This is a genomic window from Pseudomonas sp. B21-056, from assembly GCF_026016325.1.
Lineage (GTDB): Bacteria > Pseudomonadota > Gammaproteobacteria > Pseudomonadales > Pseudomonadaceae > Aquipseudomonas.
Genome location: NZ_CP087203.1, coordinates 5,595,421 through 5,619,023, shown reverse-complemented (window position 1 = coordinate 5,619,023; position 23,603 = coordinate 5,595,421). Strand labels below are relative to the sequence as shown.

Below are 23,603 nucleotides of genomic sequence, written 5' to 3'. Positions count from 1 at the left end.
GTTGACGGTCAGGTCAAAGCTGGCGTTGCATCTTGACGATCTCGATTGAAACCTTGCTGTTGCCGCGGCTGAAAGTCCCTTCGCCGATCTTCTGGAAGCCGTGGTGGGCATAGAAGGGTTCGGCGGTCAGGGTAGCCTCCAGGTAAGCGGACCTGGCCCCACTGGCGCGCACCTGCTCGAGTGCGACCTCAAGCAGTTGACTGCCGATACCGCGCCGCGCACCGTCGCCTCGAATGAACAGCTTGCTGACTTCATTGCCGTCGATTTCGACGAAGCCCTCGATCGAATCGCCCTCGGCCAGCCACAACAAGCCATTCTCCACGGCCTCGCGATAGGTTTCCGGTGAGCGCCCGTCGAGCCACATGCGGATCTGCCGGTCGCTGTATTCAGCCGTGCACAAACGTTCCACCGAATTACGATGAGCCTCGAAAATGCCGGCCAGATCGGCCGTGGTTGCCTGGCGTATCCGTACCTCAGTCATTCTGTTGAACTCCACTTTTTTGGGGCGCCAGTGTTGACGGCAGCCTGGCGGCAGGGCGGTAGCGGAACTTGAAGTTGATCAGGCTACCGAGCACCACCAGAGCGCTGCCGAGCATCAGATGCAGGCTGAGTGGGGTTTCGCCCAGCCAGACCGACAGGTAGCTCGCGCCGATCGGGTACAGCACGCCGACATACCCGGCGTTCTCTGCGCCCATCCGGTTGATCAGGTCGATGAACAGCACGAACACCAGCGCCGAGCACACCACCCCCAGGTAGAACAGGATGCCGATGTCTATCGGGGTCGTGGGAGGCCGAAGTTCATGGCCACTCAGCAGCAGGCTGATGGCGTAGAGAGCACAGGCCCAGCCGGCGGCCACCTTGTTGATATGCAAGGTGCCGAGGCTGCAGGTTTTCTGGATATGTTCGGAAAGCACCGCACCGACGGCGACCGCCAGGAAGGCCGTCAGTCCCAGGGCGATCCCCATCATCGACAGCGGTCGGCCCGGAGCGCCGAGCATGAACAGGCCAAGGCCGAGCAGGCTGACCAGCGCCCCGAGCACGCTGTGCACGGCAATCGGCGTCTGGAGGAACAGGCGCTTGAGGCCGATGATGAAGAAAATCACCAAGGCGCTGAGGCAGGCCACCTGGGCGCTGCCCAGGTACGCGGTAGCCAGGTAGGTCAGGCCGATGCCGGCATAGAAGTACACCGCTCCCACCGTCGCCATCAGCAGGTACGCCTTGCGTGTGACCCGGCTGCTGGGGGCGGCGAACAGACGTTGCCACAGCCACAGTACCAGGTAGGCGATCAGGAACCGCAGCATCAGCGAAGAGCCGACATCGCTGTGTTCCACCTGCCGGGAAATGGCGATCCAGTTGGTGGACCAGATCAGCAGGCAACCGATGAAGATCAGCGCGGTGACCAGTGAGTGGGCTTTTTTGTCCGACGTGGTGCTCATGAGCGGTTCCCCCACTCCAGGGCGCCGCTGATCCTGTCCAGCAATGGCGCCAGTCGCTCGGCACCGAAGACCTGTGGGTCATAGTCGATTTTCAGTAACAGCTGGCCGTCGGCCAGGTAGCCAGTGAACTCCAGGTGGTGGCTCGGGCTGCCCTGCATCAGTTGCAGGCTCAGGGGGTGCACGCTGACCCGTGTTCCGGACTCGCTTTCGACCGCGCCGAGGAAGTTGTAGCTGTAGCCACAATCGAACAGGCCCTTGAGCCGCTCGGCCTCTGGTGTACCGAAATAGTGGTTGCCGAAGCTGTGGGCGATGCCTTGGGCCGCTTGCTGATACGCCTTGATCTCACCGGCGATCACTTGCAAGTCGAGGCTGCCAATTTGCATGACCAGGGGATAGATCACCGTCAGCCAGCCGAATACGCTGTTCAGGTCGGCGCCGCTCTTGTCCAGGGTTCGACCGTGATCCAGCAGATGGACTTTCTGGAACGGATTGTCATCGCCTTGGCTCATGGCCCGGAGGATCACCGCCAGCAGCAGATGACTGATCTCGGCCACGCCCTGGGCCCAATCCGGCAGGTCCTGCACCCGGCCCAGCGCAAGCTCGGCACGTTCAAAGGCTTCACGTTGCGGAAAGTCGACTCGCTGTGTCGTCAGCTCCGTGCAGCGGGCCCAGGGCAGCGCGGCCCAGAACTCCTCGTGAGCGGTACTGGCATGAGCATCCCGGTAGGTGTGCAACCAATCGGCAAAATCCGTCGGCCGAGGCCAGCCGGCCATGGTTTCAAGCCCCTGCGCCAGGCAGTCGTCCAGCTCGGAGACCAGTAACATCCAGGAGTATCGGTCGATCTGGAACTGATGGCAGGCCAGGATCAAACAGTGGCCGTCCTCCCCCAGCGTCTGACTGAAGCAGATGGGCTGTTCCTGCTTCAGGGATATGTGCACACAGGTCTGATCCACTGCCCCTTGCAGGTCCGTCGAGCCGGTGAGGACGCCGAGATCTCGTATCCCGTGTTCGATGAAATGGTGGCGCAGCAGGGCGTGCAGCGACTGGCTGACCCGTTCCGGGTTCTGGCCTGGTGCAAGGTTCAGCACGATGGCCTGGTTCCAGCGATCCAGGTCGGCGATACCGCGACTGTGGAGAAAGCGTCGGTTCGGCAAGCCGCTGGTCATCGGTCGGGGCGCCCCAGGTCGGGCTTTGGCCGCGGCGGGCCGGATTTCCAATTGCCCCAGTGGCTGATCCGACAGCAGTTCTTCAAGGTCCAGCACCAGGCCTTTTCGCTTGAGCGTGGCGACGACCTGCAAGGCCCGCAGCGAATCACCACCGTTGTCGATAAAACTCTTGGCAGGTTCCACGTTCTGCCCCGCCAACACTTGCCCGAGGACCTGCCAGAATGGCGCCGGGGACTGCTCGGCGAGGGTTGCCGATACCGGGCTTGCGGCGAGTTGAGCAAGCGCCTGACGGTCGATCTTGTTGTTGCGGTTCAGGGCAAAACGTTCCACCAGGATAAAACGCGCCGGCACCCGCTGAGCTGGCAGGGCGGCCTTGGTCGCTTGACGCAACGTGTCTTCAGTCACGTGGGTGCCACGCGCAATCACGAAAGCCACCAGTGCCGTGTTATCGCCCGTCTGGACGGCGAGCACACAGGCTTCGCGCACCAGGCTCAGCGCTTTGAGTTCCGACTCCACCTGCACCAGGCTGACTTTCAGGCCGTTGATCTTGACGATGGAATCCTTGCGCCCCAGCAGGCGAATGGCGCCGTCGGGCTCGTGGCAAGCCAGGTCGCCGGTGGCGTAGCACGGTCGATGCGGGTCCAACGGGCCGGGCTGGGTCAAGTCGACGATCAGCCCGCTGGCCGGATCCAGGCGCCGGGCGATCCACGGCGAATCAAGCAACAGCTCCCCCACGCCTTCGCCGTAGGGTTGCCCCGGTACTTGGGCAATCACCGCCGAGACACCTTCGACCGGTCGATCCAGGGCCCAGGTCGCGCCCGGCAACGACTCGCCCTGCTGGAGTCGGGCGTACAGCGCCGTGGTGCATTCAGTCGGACCGTAGGCGTTGAACAATTGCGAGCCCGGCGCAAAGGCCTGGTTGAAACGCTCGATGTCCGAAGGGTGGATGATCTCGCCACCGATCACCAGTTGCTTGGCGCGCGTATAGGGGGCACTGGCCTCGGTATAGAAGGCGCGCAGATACGGCACCGTCATGTGCAGAACATCAATGTCATGTTCGGCGATCAGTGCCTCGACCGCCGTGAAGTCATGTTCCCGGGGGTTGAGGCTGCACAAGGTGGCGGCGCTTTTCAGGCTGGCGAAAATATCCATCAACCCGGCATCCCAGCCTGCCGAAGCCAATTGCAGCACCCGATGATGCGATTGGATGCCGACGTAGGCCCGGTAATTGTCGATGTGCCGGTCGAGGGCTTCGATCCTCTGCACAATGGCTTTGGGCTCGCCGGTGGAGCCGCTGGTGAAAATCACATACTCCTGGCAGCGCAGGGGATACTCGCGTCCGACTGGCACCGGCAACGGTTCCAGTCGCTGTACGTCGATCACCGGTAAGGTGCTCGACAGCGGTTGGCCGGGTCGGGTCGACGCGTTGAGGATCAGGGTCACGCCCAAGTGTTCGAGGGTCGGCGCCAAGCCGTCCAAGTCGCTGGTCGGGTCGATGAAGACCACCCGCCGAACACAGGACAGCGCGGCGATCAGCGCGGCGTACATGGCCCGGCCATGACTGGCATACAGCGCCACCACGGCAGGCTGCCGGGCCTCGAGCGCTACGCTGATGGCCTCGCGCAGTGCGTCGAGCGCCACGAAGCTGAGGCTGCCTTGGGCATCGATGATGCCCGCCACATCGGTCCCCGCCATGCGAGTGAAAGCCTGCAACATGATAGCTCTGTCCTGTCGAGGTTAGAGGGAGCGGCAAACGCCCAGCAGCGTCTGCATGAATGCCTGGATTTCTGCCTGGGAAAGGATCAGTGGCGGCGTCAGCTTGACCGTCGCCGGATTGCTCCCGCCGGTACGCACGATCACGCCGTGATCCAGCAGCCGGTTGCGCAGCGCCAGCACATCCGCACCGCTGTCCGTACCCTGGAAATCGAACGCCAGCATCATGCCCCGACCCCGCACGTTGACCACCCGCGAATCCTCCGCGGCCAGCCGCTCAAGAGCTTGGCGCAGAAAGTCGCCATTGCTCGCCGCCCATTGCCAGGGTTGCTCCTGCTGGTAGACATCCAGCACTTTGGAGGCCACCGCGCAGGCCAGCGGCATGAAGGTGAAAGTGGAGGAGTGCTCGGCATAACCGAGGCAGTCGACCAGTTCCGGACGACCGACGACGGCGGAGATCGGCAGGCCGTTGCCCAGGGCCTTGCCCAGGACGAGCAAGTCCGGCACCAGCCGGGGGTTGCAGAAGAAGGGGGTGCCGGTGCGGCCAAAACCGGTGTAGATCTCATCGAAAATGGTGATGACGCCAAAAGCCTTGCCCAGTTCGACAATCGCTTCGAGCAGCGCCAGAGGGACTGGATACATACCCTCTGCCGCCTGGATCGGTTCGATGATCAGCGCCGCCGGCAAACGATTCGCTTGTTGCGCCCGATGCAGATGCTCAGCCAGTTGTTCGCGCCAGGCGACGGCCGCGGCCGGTTCCTGGTCGGCGTGGTAGTCCAGGGGCAGTGTCGTGAGTTGCAGGTTGTCGCCGGCCAGATGTTTGCGGAAACCTTCGTTGGAGGTTACCGACAGTGCCCCCTGGGTCTTGCCATGGAATGAGTTGCCGAAATACACCACACCCTGGTGCCCGGTCGCGGCCCGGGCGATTTTCAGCGCCACCTCGATCGCCTCGGCGCCGGTGACGGCACCGAAGACCGAAGCTCGCGGATAGGGCACCAGAGCCGCCAGCTTGGCCACCACTTCATGACGCAGCGGGTTGTCGATATTCCAGCCGGTATGGATCAACTGCGCGGATTGGCGCTGAATGGCTTCGACCAGATCCTCACGTTGATAACCCAGATTGGCCGCGCCACTGCCACCGGACATGTCAAGAAAGGACTTGCCCTGCTCATCGTAAAGAAAACAGCCTTTGCCGCGAACGATGGAAGGGCTGGAGGGCGCGTTGCGCTTGACGGAAATTGCGACCGCTTCTGTAAACATCCTTGTCACCTTGAGTAAGCCGGACCGTGACTCACACGCATACCCAGGGGCACAACGCTATCTACCCTGGCACGCGTTTTCCTTGCCATCCACGCTGGCAATGGTGGGAGATACTAGAAGAGGCATTTACCCCGTCAACAAGGTCCGCACGGATTTCGAAATTAAAGCGATAACTGCTGAAAATACTGGGAAATACAGATGATCCCACCAGCCTCGCTCGGATTTTTGGCGAAGGGACTTGTGCCGACAGCTTCGCGTGCAGGCCACTGGATCTGACTCGCAGTCCCATGCCTATTCATGGGGTGCCTTTTATTTAGCGAATCGCCCTACATCCAATACCTCCTTCCCTGACTTATTTCCCCAGCCCGCCCCGGCAAAGTCTCGCGTCCATCCCTGTACCGCGAGATCCCCGCATGTTGGCCCCCGACAAACTCCTGGCCCTGAACAACGTCATCGGCTCGCTGGTGATGGCGGCCATGGACCCCGATCAACCCGATGCGGCAGCGGTACTGGCGGATTTTCGTAACTGCCTGAACGACTACGACCGCTGGGCCGAAAGCTTCTGGACCGGCTGGGCGCTGGACATCGAGCAGGTCTTCAAGGTCGGCAGCGAGGTAGCCCTCGCGGCGCCGAAAAACCTCGATGAACCCTTCATTGCCACCATGGCGACCTGTCCGGCGAGCGGCCCGCTGACGCTGGTGCACATGTTCCAGGCGGCGCGTTTCGTGCCGATCGGCAACACGCCGGTGATGCTGGAACCGGTCATCGACGGTGAACCGGGGAAGGAAACCTTCGGCGAGCCGGTCCATCACACCGTCGGCCCCAGCGGCATCCTAGAAATTCCCGAATGCTGGCGGGGGCGTCCTTATCGCATCAGCTTCTTCCCCGAGGTCACCGCGGATCACGTCAAGGCGCTGTACGCGTCTTATCAGGGGGTGATTGGCGAGCTCGAGGGCTGGCTGAAAGAGGAATGGGAAACCCAGTTTCAACCGCTCTGGGTGGAGTTTTCCGATGCCGGGTTTCTCGAGCGATACAACCTGTTGCAGCAAGCCGACTGGCGCGGCCTCGAAAACGCCCTGCAGGCACTGTGGGGTGACGTCAAACAAGTCTTCCAGCTGCTGGCGGATTTGCAAGCCAACAGCGAGAAGCTGCTGGAGTACCTGACCCGGGCCGAGCTCGACCAATTGCTCAAGACCTCATCCGAGGCGATTGCCAAAGGCCTGATGGTGCTGAGCGACGAGCCGTTGCTCTTCGTGCACATGGCTGCATTCACCAGTTGGTTGCGGATGCTGCCGCCCCAGTACCAGGCCGAAGTCGTCGGGCAGATACGGGCCTCGGTGCTGATCAATTTTTTGCTGATCCGCTTGACCGGCGCCCTCGGCCTGGGCGTGCGCATGAGTGGCAAGGTGCTGGACCAGCTCCAGTCCGGGCGAGCACGGGAGTGGTTGCGGGCGTCGAGCCAACGACTGGGCCAATTCGCCCCTGAGCGGCTCAACCAGCATGCCGATGTGTTGAAACCGGTGGTGGTCAGCGCCCAGGGCGCGCCATTGAAACCGACCCCTGTCCGCCCGTTACAGATCACGCCAGAGCATGCGCCGTCCCTGTCGGTCAGCAATCCGGCCGCAGTGGCGCGGGAAAAGTCCCAGGGTTCTACTCGACTGAGCAAGCACGAACACCACGACGACGCCCCGGCCCAATCGAAAAACCCCAACGGCGACAGCGCCGACAGCGTGGCCCTGACCCGCACCGACGGCTGCCCGGTGTCGATGGTCACCGGCGAAGAACTGCTGACCCTAGACGACGGCACGCTCGATGGCCGCTTGCCGTTCGTCTTCACCCGCCTGTACCGCAGCAGCGCGGCGGACCAGGACGTGGGCCTGGGGCGCGGCTGGAGCCATGCCCTGGCGCACCGCCTGCGGCTTGAGGGCGAGCAGGTCATCTGGATCGACCAGGAAAACCGCCGCACCACCTTTCCGCTGCCTAACGCCCAGCGCCCGGCGATCCACAACAGCCTGGCCCGGGCGGCGATTTACCTGGGCAGCGAGCCGGACGAACTGATCGTCGCTCAGCCTGGCGAACAGGCACCTTTCCTACACTTTCGCGACGGTTATCTGACCGCCCTCAGCGATCGCTACGACAACCGTCTGACGATCCAGCGCAACATCCATGGCGACATCAGCCGCCTGGACAACGGTGCCGGGCGTGCCCTGCGCCTGCGCTACGAGCAGCGCCACCTCGTCGCCCTCGACTACCAGAGCTTTCACCCGGCCCTGACCCTGGACGAAGCCTGGCGCACCGAACAGACCCTGGCGACCTACCGCTACGACGCGCGCTCGCGGCTGATCGAGGCCACCAACGCCGCCGGGGAAAGCGAGCGTTACGACTACGACGATGCCCACGTCATCCTCCAACGGCAACTGGCCGGCGGCGCGAGCTTCTTCTGGGAGTGGCAGGGCACCGGACAGGCGGCCCGCTGCGTGCGGCACTGGGCCTCGTTTGCGCAGATGGACACGCGCTACAGCTGGGGCGAGGACGGCAGCGTCACGGTCCGGCACCTCGATGGCAGCCAGGAGGTGTATGTCCACGATGACCGGGCGCGGCTGGTGCGCAAGGTCGAACCCGACGGCGGCGAACACCTCAAGGCCTACGACGCACAGGGCCGGCTGATTGCCGAACAGGACCCGCTGGGTGCCGTCACCGAATACCGCTACGACGAAGTCGGACGGCTGGTGGCGCTGATTCCGCCCGAAGACGCGCCCACGTCCTACGAATACCGCAACGGTTTCCTGCACGCCCGTTCTCGCGGCAAAGCCGTGTGGACCTACCGGCGCAACGACCGCGGCGAGGTGATCGAGGCCATCGACCCGGATCAACAGCGCACCCGCTATGCCTACGACGCCCACGGGCAGTTGCTGGCGATCCACTACCCGGATGCCAGCGAACACCGGTTCACCTGGAACCGGCTCGGCCAACTGACGGAAGAAACCCTGCCCGACGCCAGCCAGCGGGTGTTTACCTACGACGCCCTGGGACGCTTGCTGACCCGCCAGGACGAACACGGCGGGGTGACGCACTACCACTGGGACGCCGTCGGCCGACTGCTGCAGACCACCTTGCCCAGCGGCGCGACCCGAACCTGGACCTACAACGCCTACGGCAAGGTCACCGCCGAGCGCGACGAACAGGGCCGCATCACCCGCTACGAATACGCCGACGACCTGCACCGGGTCAGCCGCCGCGTCAATCCCGACGGCAGCACGCTGAATTATCGCTACGACTCGGCACGGCTGCTGCTGACCGAGATCGAGAACGAGTCCGGCGAAACCTATCAGCTAGACTACACCCCCGGCGGACTGATCCGACAGCAAGTCGGCTTCGACGGCCAACGCACCACCTATGCCTACGACCCCAATGGGCACCTGCTGGAAAAAATCGAGTTCGGTGCCGACGGCAGCCAGTTGGTCACCGCCTACCAGCGTGACGCGACCGGGCGCCTGCTGATCAAGACCCTGCCCGACGGCCAGACGATCCAGTACCGCTACGACGGGCTGGGCCGGCTGGTGGACGTCGATGACGGCACTGACCATCCGCTGGCCTTCGAATACGACGCCCAGGACCGGCTGATCACCGAGCACCAGGGCTGGGGCACCCTGCGCTATGGCTACGACGCCTGCGGGCGGCTCAATCACCTGCGCCTGCCGGACAACAGCCAGGTCGATTACCACCATGCCCCGGGTGGCGCGCTGACCGCCATCGACCTCAACGGCGCCCGCCTCACCGAACACCAGCTGCGTGGCGGCCGCGAACTTCAGCGTCAACAGGGCCTGCTGCTCAGCCAGTACGAACATGACGAACAGGGCCGGCTCAAGGCCCACACCGTGCGGCAAAACCAGCAAACGCTGTTCTGGCGCGATTATGCCTACAGCCCCAAGGGCAATCTCGCGGCCCTTTCCGACAGCCATCGAGGTCGGCGCGATTACCAGTACGACCCACTCGACCGGCTGACCCGGATCGCACATTCCCACGGCGAACCGACGGAACACTTCGCCCACGACCCGGCCGGCAACCTGCTGATGCAGGACCGCCCCGGCCCGACCCACCTCAAGGGCAATCGCCTGCGGATGGAGGGCGACCGCCACTACGATTACGACGCCTTCGGCAACCTGATCCGCGAACGCCGCGGCAAGGCCCAGGCCCTGGTCACCGAATACCGCTACGACAGCCAACACCGCCTCATCGGCATCATCACCGCAGACGGACGCGAAACGTCCTACCGCTACGACGCCTTCGGCCGACGCATCAGCAAGACCGTGGCCGGCCTGACCACCGAATTCTTCTGGCAAGGCGAGCAACTCGTCGCCGAAAGCAGCCGCCAGCACCACCGCAGCTACCTCTACGAACCGGGCACCTTCCGCCCACTGGCACTGCTCGACGGCAAAGGCCTCAACGCCTGCCCGTTCTACTACCACCTCGACCACCTGGGCACGCCCCAGGAACTGACCCACTACGGCGGCCAGGTCGTCTGGTCGGCGCGCTACCACGGCTACGGCAAAGTCCGCGCGATAGAACACGGCGGCGGCGAACAACTGGAACAACCGCTGCGCTTCCAGGGGCAGTATTTCGACCCGGAAAGCGGCCTGCACTACAACCGACACCGCTACTACAATCCGGAAACGGGCCGCTACCTGACGCCTGACCCGAGCAAATTGGCGGGTGGGCTCAATGGGTATCGGTACACCCTGAACCCGACGGGGTGGGTGGATCCGTTGGGGTTGGTGGATTGTCCGGGGAAGGGTGGGTGTAGGCCGGCGGTTGGGGAGCAGGATCCGGCGGGTAAGGCTCAGGTGGATGAGGGTGAGCTAAAAACACCTGGACCTAAGAGAGAAGATGATTATTTATACCGTGGTGATGAGCGAGATCCGGAGGATGTATTTGAAAACGGATTTAAGAGTAAGGGGTTTAGCAAAGATTTATTTTTGCACTCCCTGGATAGTGATGATCCTCCTAGTTATTTCATTCCTACCTCCTACTCTAGGAATGTGGGGAAGAAATTCGCTACTAATGATTTTACGACTATGGGCTACTTGTACTCGCTTCAGAGGGTGCCAGGGTATGACTTGCAGAAAAAGTTGGGTGCAGCATATTTGTTTAGGGCAGAAAAAGAAATAGCCATACCTGGGAAGATAAGTAACGAGGATGTGCTTGGTGCGACGTTAGTTCTCGAGAATGGTAAAGAGTTTGGTTGTTCCATACCGAATCCCAACAGGAAAATAAGAAAATGATCTCAAAAGTGAAAGTTTATATCAGTGTGGGAGGTGAGAAAAATTTGACTCATCTCTTATGTGATTCAAAGAAGGTTTCGATAACATTTTTTGAGGCCGATGGGGTAGATAAAATTTATACGGGCAGCAATTTTTATAAATGCTTTGCAAGTCTTCGGCAAGATAATCCTGCTGTCGTGTTTTTATGCAAAGGTTCCAAGGTGAACGTCCACCCATCCGGGATGTCAGCGCAAATGTCGCTGGGATTGAAAGCCTATGAATTAAGGTTAGGGGTGACACCATCTCTCGAGGATTTAGTATACATTTTTGACTACGATGATAAAAATTTGGCAGACGAGCCGCGCCAGCAGGAGTTGTTCTACAGGAGTTGGATTGAATCTGTCAGAAAGTAATATGGCTACTGTTTCCTGACTTTAAGCTACCTATTCTGAGCTTCCAATATCTGCGGAGGAGGTAAAAGTGAAGAAGCAAACTATTTCAATTATCAAAGACGGTCAGAAAGAGGAGGCGCGGTTTGATGTTAGTGTGGGGAGGTCAACCATTTTACTGACCTTTAAAAATGGCTGGTCAAAAAAATATTTGGGAGTGGATGTGTATTAATGTCTCGGGGCAATAATCAAGGAGCACGCGGATGTAAAATTTTTATGCAAGGGAGCCAAGCGTAATGTTCGTCCTTCTAGCATGTCTTCTCAGATGTCTTCGGGAATAGCAGCTTACGAGTGTGTTTTAGGTAGACGTGTTTCGAGTAGTAATCTCGTCAATATATTTCAGTATGAGGATCAGGACATAGTGAGCGATCCCCAGCTACAGAAAGATTATTTTTTCCTATGGATGGATTCTATAAGAGATGTGGATGAGTAAATATCGACTATAGGGATGTTAGGCGTTTTCTTGTGGTCTGTACGAGACTTCTCCATGTCATAAGATCCGGATTCAGAAGCTCAATCATCTGATTTATGCTTCAGCTTTCTATCGACTGACGCACCGCTATCGCGAGCAGGCTCGCTCCCACACTGATCGCGGATGATCCCGAATCTCAATTGCACCATCAGCTTCTGTGGAAGCGAGCTTGCTCGCGATAGTGATATATCAGACACCAGCAACATTGAATACAAATCAAATCCGTCCAGCTACCTCCTCAACCGAAAGAAAAATCTTGATTCAGCGAAGTTTTCATTGGAGGCACAATTCTCGATAGATCGCTACGTGGCATGCAAAGCCAGGAAAGGATTTTTGGAAAACTATTAATGGTAATCCTCAAGACAGAACGATAAGGCCATATGAATAATCTGAAGCAAGTAAAAGTTTTGGCTATAGATGAACTCATAGAGGAAAGCGTGACGCTTTTGATATGCGGTGAGAGTGTCGAGTGCTTCGCTAACTATTGCCCAAATCTCATTCAGGTGGGCGAAATGCACACTGTAGAACTTTCAATTGATTATTCCGAAACATATCAAGTGAGAGAGAATCCCAAAACGAACGTCTGCATAGAAAAAGCAAACGAAGGTTTTTCCTATTTTTTTTACGGATTCCTAAATGGAGAGGTGTTTGAGACTTTTACTGATTTGCCAGATGAAGGTATTCACTTTGATTATCCTGAGTTGAATGGGAAATTCGTAAAAATAAAGGTTGATAGAGTAAATGTAAGTTTTATGTAGGAAGGCTGTAGGAGCTGTGTGCGGTACATTACCGAATTAACGTTCAGCGTTATGACGACTGACACGGGCTGTCAGATTTTTGTGTGCGAGCTCACGCCGTATTGCTTTCAGAAGCCCTTCAACTTAAGGGGTGACTTAAGGGGTGACTTTGGGGGTAGCAGCCTCCGTTCCAACGTGGAAGGCCTAGCCACGGCTACCACCAATCCCCTGTGGGAGCGAGCCTGCTCGCGATAGCGGTGTACCAGACACCAGCAACATTGAATGCAAAATCAACCCCGCCCAGCCATCTCCGCAACTAACCCCCTGAACCACTTCTGCGCCGGATGAGACTCGCTGCGTTGGTGTCAATAACTGCACCCCCCAGCCATTAAAAAAAGCACACCTTTGGCACCGATAACATCGTTTCTCGGGTGCTTTTCTTTTCCCTATATTGGCTGCCAGATCCGGTGAATGACTGAGCGTTCACCCCCTAAGTGCGAGTAGCCTCAATGAATAACAAACCTGACAGCGCAGGGCTTGATAACGCAGGAGCGGGAACCCGGGCGGTCTGGGGTGGTGAGCAGGTCAGGCACCCTTACAACGCCACGCAAACCCCTATCGTGGTCAGCGCGGCCTACGGTTACAACGACATCGACGCCTGGTATGACGTCGCGTTGGGCAAGGCGCCGGGCTTTATCTACAGCCGTATGAGCAACCCGACCGTCGAGACCCTCGAAGCCAAGATCCGCGAGCTGGAAATGGCCGAGTCCGCCGTGGCGTTCAGCACCGGCATGGCGGCGATCAGCAGCGTGCTCTACACATTCCTGGCCCAGGGTGATCGGGTGGTGTCCACCAAGGACAGCTACGGTGGCACCAACAAGATTTTCGAAGAGTTCCTGCCGCGCATGGGCGTGGAGGCGACCTTGTGCGAGACCATCGATCACGAGGAGATCGAACGGGAGATCGCCAAGGGCTGCCAGGTGCTGTACCTGGAAACGCCGACCAACCCGACCCTGAAGATCCTCGATATCCAGCGCCTGGTGGCGGCGGCCAAGCGGGTCGGCGCCGTGGTGGTAGCGGACAACACTTTCGCCACGCCGCTCAACCAGAACCCCCTAGCGTTGGGCGTGGACGTGGTGATTCACAGTGCGACCAAGTTCCTCAGCGGCCATGGCGATGTACTCGGCGGCCTGGTCTGCGGCAGCGAGTCTTTGATGACCAAGGTGCGGCATTACCGGGAAATCAATGGTGCGGCACTCGACCCGTTCTCGGCCTTCCTGATCATTCGTGGCATGAAAACCCTGGTGCTGCGCATGCGTCAGCAGCAAGCCAGCGCGCGGGCCCTGGCGGAGTTTCTTTGCACCGAACCGCTGGTGGAGTCGGTCAACTATCCCGGCTTGCCCAGCCACCCGAACCACGCCGTGGCGTGCGCGCAGATGGCCGGCTTCGGTGCCATCGTCAGCTTCGTTCTGGTCGGTGGCATGGACACCGTCACGGCGCTCTTGCCTCGTCTGCGCTTTGCCCACTGCGCCGGCAACCTGGGTGCGGTGGAAACCATTTATGGCCCGGCGCGCACCACCAGCCATGTTGAAAACACCCTGGAGGAACGGCTGGCCCTGGGCATCTCCGAAGGGCTGGTGCGGGTCTCGGTGGGCATCGAAGACACCGACGATCTGCTCGACGATCTGAAACAGGCATTCGCCTTTGTCCGGGCTTCGCGGGAACAACGGGCGCAAACAGATATGCAATCAACCCAAGCAGTCTGCATCGAAACAACCAACTGAAGTGTCAGCGTCAGACCCCCGCGACAAGGCGGTCAGCGGGGCGTTCATGAATAGGAATAATAATAAAACCGGATGACGACCCGTGTTGAATCTGCGCCGTAACTGGGCGCAGAGGTCGATGCGTGTCCTCACGACTTTCATGAGAACAACCATGTCCACACAACAAGAACAACTCAATACGCGGGTCGGCTTCAAGCAGGAAATGCAAACGCGCCATATCGTCATGCTGGCATTGGGTGGCGTCATCGGCACCGGGCTGTTCCTCACGTCCGGCTACACGGTTAACCAGGCCGGTCCGTTGGGCGCGGTGATCGCGTACATCATCGGCGCCTTGATGGTTTACATGGTAATGATGTGCCTCGGTGAACTGGCGGTGCAGATGCCGGAAACCGGTTCGTTCAGCACCTACGCCACGCGCTTTCTCGGCCCGGGCACCGGCTACACCGTGGCGTGGTTGTACTGGCTGACCTGGACCGTGGCCATCGGCTCCGAATTCACCGCCGCCGGGATCCTGATGGCGCGCTGGTTTCCGGACACGCCGGTATGGATCTGGAGCGCGCTGTTCGCCTGCGTGGTGTTCCTGAGCAACGTGGTCTCGGTGCGATTGTTCGCCGAAACCGAGTTCTGGTTATCCCTGGTCAAGGTGGCGACGGTGGTGGCGTTCCTGCTGATCGGCGGCGGCGCGATTCTCGGCCTGCTGCACATCGACCAGGCCCACAGCATCGGCTTGAGCAACTTCACCCGTGAAGGACTTTTCCCCACCGGTTTCATGCCGATTGCCATGACGCTGCTGGCGGTTTCGTTTGCCTTCTCCGGCACGGAACTGATCGGCATCGCCGCCGGTGAAACCAAGGATCCCCAGCGCAATGTGCCGCGTGCCATCCGCACCACCGTGCTGCGCCTGGCAATCTTTTTCGTCGGGACCATCTTCGTCCTGTCGACCCTGTTGCCCCGCGAGCAGGCCGGGATCGTCGAGAGCCCCTTCGTCACCGTGTTCACCTACATCGGCATTCCGTACTCCGCCGACATCATGAACTTCGTGATCATCAGTGCCCTGTTGTCCGCCGCCAACTCCGGCCTGTACGCCGCCTCGCGGATGCTCTGGACCCTGAGCGACCAAGGGCACCTGCCCAAGCAGTTCTCGGCCCTGACCCGCATGGGCACGCCGCTCAATGCAATTATCGTCAGCATGGCCGGCGGCGCCGCCTCGTTGCTCAGCAGCGTGTTTGCCGCCGACACCATCTACCTGGCGCTGGTGTCGATCTCCGGGCTGGCCGTGGTGGTGGTATGGATGAGCATCGCCGCCAGCCAGATCGCCTTCCGCCGTCACTACGTCGCCAATGGCGGTGACGTGCGCAACCTCAAGTTCCGCGTCCGTGGCTATCCGTGGGTGCCGCTGGGGGCGTTGGCTTCCTGCGGGCTGGCGTGTGTCGGGATTGCGTTCGATCCGGAACAGCGGGTGGCGTTGTACTTCGGCTTGCCATTCATCGCCTGGTGCTATTTCGTGTACTTCATTACCCGCAAAAGCCGCGAGCAACGCTTGCAGGTGAACCCGTTGGCACAGCCGTCCGATGCGATCTAGTCGGCGTGCCCGGGAGAAGGGCAGCCAATGAGGTCAGGATCATGAAGCAGAAACCGTTACCCCCGTTGAACTGGCTGCGGGCATTCGAAGTGTCGGCCCGCTGCCTGAACTTCACCCACGCCGCGGAGGAGTTGTGCTTGACCCAGGGCGCGGTGAGCCAGCAGATCCGTCAGCTGGAAAGTCACCTGGGGGTGGCGCTGTTCAAACGCCTTCCCCGTGGCTTGGGACTGACCGAGGAAGGCCAGTCCTATCTGCCGGTGGTGCAGGATGCGATCACGCGCCTGGCGGTGGGGACCAACGAGATCTTCGGCCAGCACAAACGCCGGCCGATCAAGGTCCGCGGCAGCCTGGCGTTTTTCGTGCACTGGCTGGCGCCGAAACTGGTGGACTTTCGCCAGGCCCATCCTCAGGTCGACATCCGCTACATCAGCAACATCTGGGTCAAGGAGCTGGATGGCGAGGACGACCTGGAAATTCGCTGGGGTCATGGTCAATGGTCAGGCCTGGTGTCGCAGCGACTGACCTGGGACACCCTGTTCCCCGTCTGCTCGCCCGCGCTGATGGCGCGTTCGCCAGTGGAGGAACCGGCGGACGTGGCGAAGCATCCGCTGCTGCATGTACTGGGTTACGAAGAAGGTTGGGGTTACTGGTTGAACATGGTCGGTGCGGACGGCGTCGATTCTTCGACGGGCATGCAGTTCGACACACTGGTCTGCACCTTGCGCATGGCTGAGCTGGGGCAGGGGATCGCCCTGGCCCGGTCGTCGATGGTCGCTGACATGCTTGAGGATGGACGGCTGGTCGAGCCGTTTTCCCAGCGCATCGAAGCCAGCGAATCGTTCTACCTGGTCCGCGGTTCCGGGACCGAGCAGCACCCTGACGCCGTCATGTTTGCCACCTGGCTGGTCGAGCAGGCACACCGTTTCAAATGAATGGCCGGAGCCAACCATGCGCTATGTAAGTACCCGGAATTCGGCCGTGCAGGTCGATTTCGAAAAGGTCGTGTTATCGGGCGTGGCCCCGGACGGCGGGCTGTTCGTGCCGCTGGAACTGCCGCTGTTCGAACCCCAGGAGATTGCCAACTGGTCGACCTTGTCCTACGACGAACTGGCCTATCGGGTGATGAGCCCGTTCGTGGGCGAGACGATTGCCGAGGCGGATCTCAAGCGCATTCTCAAGGAGGCCGGCAGCCAGTTCAGCCATCGCTCCCTGGCGCCTCTGCATCAGGTGGATCGCAACGAATGGGTCCTGGAACTGTTCCATGGCCCGACCCGTTCCTCGAAGGATTTTGCCGCTCAGCTCCAGGCTCGGCTGGTGCAACACTTCCTGCGCAAACATGATCGCCGCGCCGTGGTGATCGGCGCCACCAATGGCGATACCGGGTTGGCGGCCATCGAGGCATTCAAGCATTGCGAAGAAACCGTGGTGGTGGTGATTTACCCGGAAGCCGGCGTGCCCCACGATCAACGCCAGCACCTCCAGGCGGTGGCGCATCCCAGTGTTCACCAGTTTGCCGTCGATGGCAGTTTCGACGAATGCCAGACCCTCGTCAGCCGCTTGTTCCGGCACTGGCCCTGCACTGGGCACGAGGCGATCAGTTTCAACTCCAGCAACTGGGTCGGCGTGCTGGCGCAACTGGTGTTTTATTTCCACGCCGTACTGCAATTGGGCGGCGGCCAGCGGCCCATCGGTTTCAGTGTGCCGGCGGCGAGTTTTGCCGAGGTCTATGCCGGTTACATTGCGCAGAAGATGGGCTTGCCGATCACCCAGATGATCGTCGCAACCAACCAGAACGACGCGCTGCACCAGTTGTTCCTGAAGAACCACTACTCTCGGTTGCGCGCCAACAAGACTTTGTCGCCGGCCATGGACCTGTCGATCTTTTCCAACCTGGAGCGCTTTCTCTGGGAGCTCTACGGGCATGACGACCAGGCGGTGAGCGCGCTGATGGAAACGTTCGAAACCAGCGGTGAGATGACCATCGCCAACGAGTTCTGGCTGCAGGCGCGGATGATCATCGACTCCTACGCCGTCAGCGATGAACAGACACTCGAAGAAATCACCTCGCTGTACCGCGACACCGGTTACGTCATTGATCCGCATACTGCCACCGGTGTGCTCGCGGCCAGGTTGTACCGGCGAAGCCTGGTGGCGCCGATGGTGACCCTGGGGGAAATCTCGCCGGCCAAATCGGCAACGTTGCTTGGTGAGCTGGGGATCACCATTGCGGCGCAACAGCCTCTGGTTTCCGAGCATGGCCCGGCGCAGATCAATCGCATCCAGCCGGACGATCTCAGTGCTCTCCATCAACTGCTCGGTGCGCTGTAAGGAGGCCCCATGAAGCGAATTCTCGACCCGCTCGACGAACGCATCATTGCCGAACTGCGCCTCAACGCCCGCGCCGCCCACGCCGAGCTGGCGGCGAAGGTCAACCTGTCGCGCAACGCCGTGCGCCAACGCATCGAACGGCTCGAACGCGACGGGGCGATTCAGGGTTACACGGTGCGAACGGGGGAGGGGCTCGCGGCATCGTCGAACATCAACGCGGTGATTTTCGTCTACCGCTACGACCGCATGCGCGGTGCGGAAGTGCTGCAGGCCCTGCAAGCCATGCCGGAAGTGCTTCAGTGCGATGTGATGAGTGGTGAGTTCGACCTGATGCTGCGGGTCGGCGCCGCGAGCCCGGAGCGGGTGCATCGGGTCTGGAAGGAAATCTCCGCGTTGCCGGGGGTGGAGAACACTGTCACCTCATTCGTACTGTCGTCAGTGATCTGAAGCCCGACACATAACCCCTGTGGGAGCGAGCCTGCTCGCGATAGCGTCAGCTCAGTCAACATCGAAGTCGGCTGGTCTACCGCTATCGCGAGCAGGCTCGCTCCCAGTGTGCCCGGCATGGGCCAAAGCCAGTCACCTGAGAAGTGGTGACCAGAATGAGTGACAAGAACTGTAGTGAAACGCAAGGGGGAAACCGCGAGGCCATCCTGAAAGAAGCGTGTAGCAAAGGCGCGACCGCAGGAACACGAACAAGCAGTGAGGCCGGATGCGGGCGATAAGTGTGCTGGGAGCCACGAAATCCAACGGTCACCGAAAGACGCATCAGGTAGAGCTTGGCGGCCCGAGCCGAAGGTTTTGGCACCTTACCCGGGGAGATCTCGTGGGCGTAGCCCACGAGAAGTCAGCAGAAGCCGTAGTAGTGAAGAAGGATCGTAATGGATCTGGAACGAAGGGCTGAAGAACAGAAACACTCACCATAGACTACTGCCTACAAAGCGAGAGCCCTTTGAAACTGCACCCGGAAATGCCATGTGGCATGTAGCGGGATGGCCAGGCATGGAGAAGTCGAGTGGACCTCGATCAACACATGCAAGGAGGGGGCGAGTCAGTAGGCAGACGGAACAGGATTAGAGACGTGTTTAGCGAAATCTGCATGGAAACGATCGTCGAAAAGGAGAATATGCACCGAGCGCTCAAGAAGGTCCGGTCGAACAAGGGTGCGCCAGGGGTCGACGGAATCACTACCGAAGAGCTTGAAGCGCACCTGCAAGCGCATTGGCCGGCCATCAAGGGCAAGCTTTTGGATGGGACCTACAAACCGGGACCGATCAAAGGCCTCAGGATCCCCAAGCCGCAAGGCGGGGAGCGGCTGTTGGGCATAGCGAATACGCAGGATCGCTTGATCCAGCAATCAGTTCAACAGCTCCTGACTCAACTGTGGGATGTAAGGTTCAGCGAACACAGTTACGGTTTTCGGCCCGGCCGGAGCAATCTCGATGCCATACGAGCGGCCAAAGCTTTTGTTCTGGAAGGCAAGACGTGGGTTGTTGATATCGACATCGAAGCCTTCTTCGATCAGGTCAACCACGACAGGCTGATGAGCCTCATATCCCAGGATGTCCATGACAAGCGGCTGATGAGGTATCTGGGTCAGACGCTTCGAGCGGATATGTTGTTGGACGGCCAGCGGGTCAAAAGGACGGCAGGAACGCCACAAGGGGGACCGATAAGTCCGCTGCTTGCCAATCTCTATCTGGATGCACTGGATAAAGAGTTGGAGGCCCGAGGGCTGAGTTTCTGCCGCTACGCTGACGACCTGATGATTTACGTCACCAGCGAACGCAGCGCGGACCGTGTGCTGAAGAGTGTGACGGCTTGGATAGAGAAACACCTCAAGCTTAAGGTGAGCGCCAGCAAAAGTGGAACGGGCCGTCCTTGGGATCGCGACTTCCTTGGCTACAACATCGACGAACAAGGGAATGGGCAGCTGTCGGGCAAGACGGTGAAGAAATACCGCAAGAAGGTCCGCGAGCTTTGGTCGGCCAGGCAAAGCCTGACGAGCACTGAGCTTATCGCTCAATGGGGGGATTACGTCCGAGGCTGGTACGAATACTTCCGTTGGGTGAAGGACGACTTCAAAGGGTTATCTCAATGGACCCGCCGACATATGCGCAAATGTTTCTGGCAACGCTGGCACAGTCGTGAGGGTCGAATACGCAAACTGCGCGGACTTGGTATCTCAAATCGCCAGCTTACGCGAGTGAGTTTTCACGACGGTTCCTGGCGAGCGGCGCGCCACCCGGTGATGCATCAGGCGATGAGTCTGAAGGTAATGCAACGTTGGGGACTGTGGACGCCACAGGACTTCGCCTCAGCAGTTTGCTGAGCTGTTCAACCGCCGGATGCGGAAAACCGCACGTCCGGTGGTGTGGGAGGGGCAACGAGCACCAGCTTGTTGCCTCCACCCAATCAGGGTTATGTGCTACGCCAGAGCGTTGATCCTTCCCACGCTCCCGCGTGGGAATGCCGCCAGGGACGCTCCGCGTTCTGCTTCTGGGAAGTGACGCAGAGCGTCACGGGATGCATTCCCACGCAGAGCGTAGGGAACGATCGAGCCAAGTAACCCCTGGTCAAAACGCCCATAAAATAGAGCAAATTGGCATATTTCACTGCCCAGCCCACCCCCCTAACCTAGATCCCGACAACCCATCACCCGGATCAAGGGACACAACAAAAATGACTGAATACAAACTGGCGCTGGTCGGCTTCGGCGGTGTGAACCGGGCATTGGCGCAACTGATCGCCGAGCGTAACGACCGCTGGAAAACCGAACTGGGTTTCACCTTGAAAATCGTCGGCGTGACCGACCTGTTTCTCGGCTCGGTCATGGGCCGCGAAGGCCTGGACGCCGCACTCCTCGCCAAGCTGCCGGCCACCAAGGGCGCCTTCGCGCAGTGGCCGGGTGGCAGCGCCGAAGCCCTCAATGAAGCCGTGATCAAGGACAGCGGCGCGGACATCATTGCCGAAGCCACCTTCACCAACCCGGTGGACGGCGAGCCCGCCACCTCGTTCTGCCGCTGGGCCCTGGAAGGCGGCAAACATGTCGTCACCACCAACAAGGGACCGATTGCCCTGCACGGCGCCGAGCTCAAAGCGCTGGCCCGTCGCAACCACGTCGCCTTTGAATATGAAGGCTCGGTGATGAGCGGTACGCCGGTCATTCGCGTCGCCAAGCAGTCGCTGGCCGGCAGCTCGATGGTTGGCTTCGAAGGGATTCTCAACGGCACTTCCAACTTCGTCCTCACCTGTATGGAAAACGGACTGGGGTTTGCCGAAGCGGTCAGCAAGGCCCAAGCACTGGGCTATGCCGAAGCCGACCCGACGGCAGACGTCGAAGGGCACGACGTGCGCCTGAAAGTGGTGATCCTGGCGAACGAACTGCTCGACGCCAAGCTGAAGGTCAACGACGTCAGCTGCAAAGGCATCTCTTCCCTCGACCTCGTCGACATCGAAAAAGCCCGCCAGGACGGCGCCCGCTGGAAACTCATCGGCGCCGCCACCCGCCACGCCAACGGCTCGATCAGCGCCAGCGTCGAACCGCGGCTGTTGAGCAACGACCATCCACTCGCCAGCGTCGGCGGCGCCACCAACGCCGTGTCGTTCACCTCCGAACTGCTCGGCGCGGTGACGGTGTCCGGCCCCGGGGCAGGGCGCACGGAAACCGCGTTCGCGCTGCTCTCGGACATCATCGCCATCCACCAGTCTGCCGCGCGCAACCAGGAGTAACCCATGAACGTATCTCGACTGGCCCTGGCCGTGGCGGAGCCGCAAATCGACGTCCTCAACCCCTTTGACGGCAGCATCGTCGGCACCGTCGCGGACGTCTGCGCCTCCCAGGTACCGCAGTTGCTGGCGACCGCCCGCAGCGGCGCACACACCTGCGCCGCGCTGCCCCGTCATCGCCGCGCCAGCATCCTCGAACAAGCGGCCCTGAATATCCAACGCGATGCCCCGGCGTTCGCCCGGCTGATCGTCGACGAGGCCGGCAAGACCCTCAAGCAGGCCGAAAAGGAAGTCAAACGCTGCATCAACACCCTCAAATTGTCCGCCGAAGAAGCCCGGCGCAACGCCGGCGAAGTGGTGCCGTTCGATGCCTATGAAGGCGCCGAGTCGCGCCAGGGTTGGTTCACCCGCGAGCCCCTGGGCCTGATCGTCGCCATCACGCCCTACAACGACCCGCTGAACCTCGTGGCCCACAAACTCGGCCCGGCCATTGCCGGCGGCAACGCGGTAATCCTCAAACCGTCCGAGCTGACGCCACTGTCGGCGCTCAAACTGGTTTCCTACCTGGTCATGGCAGGCTTGCCCGAATCGGTGGTCACCGTCGCCACCGGCCGCGCCGAACTGGGCAAGGCCCTGGTCGCCGCTCGTGAAGTGCGCATGATTTCCTTCACCGGCGGCTTCATCACCGGCGAACAGATCGCCCGCACCGCCGGCCTGAAAAAACTCGCCATGGACCTGGGCGGCAACGCACCGGTCATCGTCATGGCCGACTGCGACCTCGACGCCGCCGTTGAAAGCTGCCTGTCCGGCGCCTTCTGGGCCGCCGGGCAAAACTGCATCGGCACCCAACGCCTGCTGATCCAAGCACCGATCTACGAGGCCTTCCGCGAACGCTTCGTCAACCAGGCCCGCGCCCTCGTCGTCGGCAACCCCCTGCTGGCCGACACCGACATCGGCCCGATGATCACCCCCCAAGCCGCGCAAAACGCCGAACAGGTGGTCAACGAAGCCCTGCAAGAAGGCGCCACCTTACTCTGCGGCCACCACCGCCACGGCGCCTGCTACGCCGCCACCGTCCTGGAAAACGTCGACCACGCCAGCCGCCTCTGGCGCAACGAAGTCTTCGCCCCGGTGGTGGTATTGCAGCCCTTCGACAGCTTCGACGAAGCCATCGCCCTGGCCAACGAACCCGACTACAGCCTGCATGCCGGCATCTTCACCAACGACCTCGCCACCGCCATGAGCGCTGCACGGCGAATCGAAGCCGGTGGGGTGATGATCAACGACTCCTCCGACTTTCGCTTTGATGCGATGCCGTTCGGCGGCTCCAAGTACGGCAGCCTGGGCCGGGAAGGGGTGCGGTTTGCGTATGAGGAAATGACCCAGCCGAAGGTGGTGTGCCTGAATACGTTGGGTTGATGGCTCGGGCTAATCGTCAGGGGAGGGGCCGGCCAAACCCCAACCCCTGTGGGAGCGAGCCTGCTCGCGATAGCAATCCATCAGCCACCATCAACCCAACTGACCCACCGCCACATCCCATTCTCATGTCGCTACCCACGACATGACGATGAAACGTGTACTCGAAATCGACTTTTGACGACATGACAACGAAACATGTACTCAAAATCGACTTTCGACGACATGACAACCCCCCCCCCCCCCTCACACCGCCTTGCGCCACCTCTC

General features: G+C 60.5%; 16 protein-coding genes. 12 read left to right on the top strand and 4 right to left on the bottom strand.

Annotated elements, in window-relative coordinates; translation table 11 throughout:
- Nucleotides 1-13 precede the first annotated feature (13 nt).
- The 4 genes from LOY67_RS24460 to LOY67_RS24445 are packed head-to-tail and all read right to left on the bottom strand — an operon-like array spanning nt 14 to nt 5,575.
- Nucleotides 14-481 carry a GNAT family N-acetyltransferase gene (locus LOY67_RS24460; protein WP_265064803.1) on the bottom strand — a complete coding sequence of 156 codons (468 nt, stop codon included), beginning with the start codon at nt 479-481 and terminating at the stop codon, nt 14-16.
- A complete protein-coding gene (locus LOY67_RS24455) occupies nt 474-1,436 on the bottom strand; it encodes a DMT family transporter (protein WP_265064802.1) in 963 nt (320 codons plus the stop codon). The genes LOY67_RS24460 and LOY67_RS24455 overlap by 8 nt, the downstream gene beginning before the upstream one ends.
- Complete coding sequence (locus LOY67_RS24450) at nt 1,433-4,318, bottom strand: AMP-binding protein (RefSeq protein ID WP_265064801.1); 2,886 nt, start codon at nt 4,316-4,318, stop codon at nt 1,433-1,435. The genes LOY67_RS24455 and LOY67_RS24450 overlap by 4 nt, the downstream gene beginning before the upstream one ends.
- A gap of 21 nt (nt 4,319-4,339) precedes the next feature.
- A complete protein-coding gene (locus LOY67_RS24445) occupies nt 4,340-5,575 on the bottom strand; it encodes an aspartate aminotransferase family protein (RefSeq protein WP_265064800.1) in 1,236 nt (411 codons plus the stop codon).
- Nucleotides 5,576-5,988: 413 nt separating this feature from the next.
- Here LOY67_RS24445 and LOY67_RS28710 point away from each other — a divergent pair, with 413 nt between their 5' ends.
- The 12 genes from LOY67_RS28710 to LOY67_RS24375 all read left to right on the top strand — a co-directional run bounded on the left by LOY67_RS28710 (nt 5,989) and on the right by LOY67_RS24375 (nt 23,336).
- Nucleotides 5,989-10,857: an RHS repeat-associated core domain-containing protein gene (locus LOY67_RS28710; RefSeq protein ID WP_413776155.1), complete on the top strand. Its 4,869-nt coding sequence runs from the start codon at nt 5,989-5,991 to the stop codon at nt 10,855-10,857.
- The gene (locus tag LOY67_RS24425) at nt 10,854-11,249 is read left to right on the top strand and encodes a hypothetical protein (protein WP_265064799.1); all 396 of its coding nucleotides are present in this window, start codon (nt 10,854-10,856) and stop codon (nt 11,247-11,249) included. The genes LOY67_RS28710 and LOY67_RS24425 overlap by 4 nt, the downstream gene beginning before the upstream one ends.
- A gap of 67 nt (nt 11,250-11,316) precedes the next feature.
- The gene (locus tag LOY67_RS24420) at nt 11,317-11,457 is read left to right on the top strand and encodes a hypothetical protein (RefSeq protein ID WP_265064798.1); all 141 of its coding nucleotides are present in this window, start codon (nt 11,317-11,319) and stop codon (nt 11,455-11,457) included.
- A gap of 680 nt (nt 11,458-12,137) precedes the next feature.
- Complete coding sequence (locus LOY67_RS24415; protein ID WP_265064797.1) at nt 12,138-12,515, top strand: hypothetical protein; 378 nt, start codon at nt 12,138-12,140, stop codon at nt 12,513-12,515.
- A gap of 488 nt (nt 12,516-13,003) precedes the next feature.
- Nucleotides 13,004-14,278 carry a cystathionine gamma-synthase family protein gene (locus LOY67_RS24410; protein WP_265064796.1) on the top strand — a complete coding sequence of 425 codons (1,275 nt, stop codon included), beginning with the start codon at nt 13,004-13,006 and terminating at the stop codon, nt 14,276-14,278.
- A 151-nt stretch (nt 14,279-14,429) separates the two neighbouring features.
- Entirely contained in the window at nt 14,430-15,860 is a 1,431-nt protein-coding gene (locus tag LOY67_RS24405; RefSeq protein WP_265064795.1) for an amino acid permease, read from the top strand.
- Between the two features lie 41 nt (nt 15,861-15,901).
- A complete protein-coding gene (locus tag LOY67_RS24400; protein ID WP_265064794.1) occupies nt 15,902-16,792 on the top strand; it encodes a LysR substrate-binding domain-containing protein in 891 nt (296 codons plus the stop codon).
- A 16-nt stretch (nt 16,793-16,808) separates the two neighbouring features.
- Nucleotides 16,809-18,188, top strand: a complete 1,380-nt coding sequence (gene thrC, locus LOY67_RS24395; protein WP_265064793.1) for a threonine synthase — start codon at nt 16,809-16,811, stop codon at nt 18,186-18,188.
- A gap of 9 nt (nt 18,189-18,197) precedes the next feature.
- Complete coding sequence (locus tag LOY67_RS24390; protein ID WP_265064792.1) at nt 18,198-18,635, top strand: Lrp/AsnC family transcriptional regulator; 438 nt, start codon at nt 18,198-18,200, stop codon at nt 18,633-18,635.
- A 652-nt stretch (nt 18,636-19,287) separates the two neighbouring features.
- Nucleotides 19,288-20,520, top strand: a complete 1,233-nt coding sequence (gene ltrA / locus LOY67_RS24385) for a group II intron reverse transcriptase/maturase (RefSeq protein ID WP_265064420.1) — start codon at nt 19,288-19,290, stop codon at nt 20,518-20,520.
- A gap of 350 nt (nt 20,521-20,870) precedes the next feature.
- Nucleotides 20,871-21,920 (top strand): homoserine dehydrogenase, encoded by a 1,050-nt coding sequence (locus LOY67_RS24380; RefSeq protein WP_265064791.1) that lies wholly within the window; start codon nt 20,871-20,873, stop codon nt 21,918-21,920.
- A 3-nt stretch (nt 21,921-21,923) separates the two neighbouring features.
- Nucleotides 21,924-23,336, top strand: a complete 1,413-nt coding sequence (locus LOY67_RS24375; protein WP_265064790.1) for an aldehyde dehydrogenase family protein — start codon at nt 21,924-21,926, stop codon at nt 23,334-23,336.
- Nucleotides 23,337-23,603 lie beyond the last annotated feature (267 nt).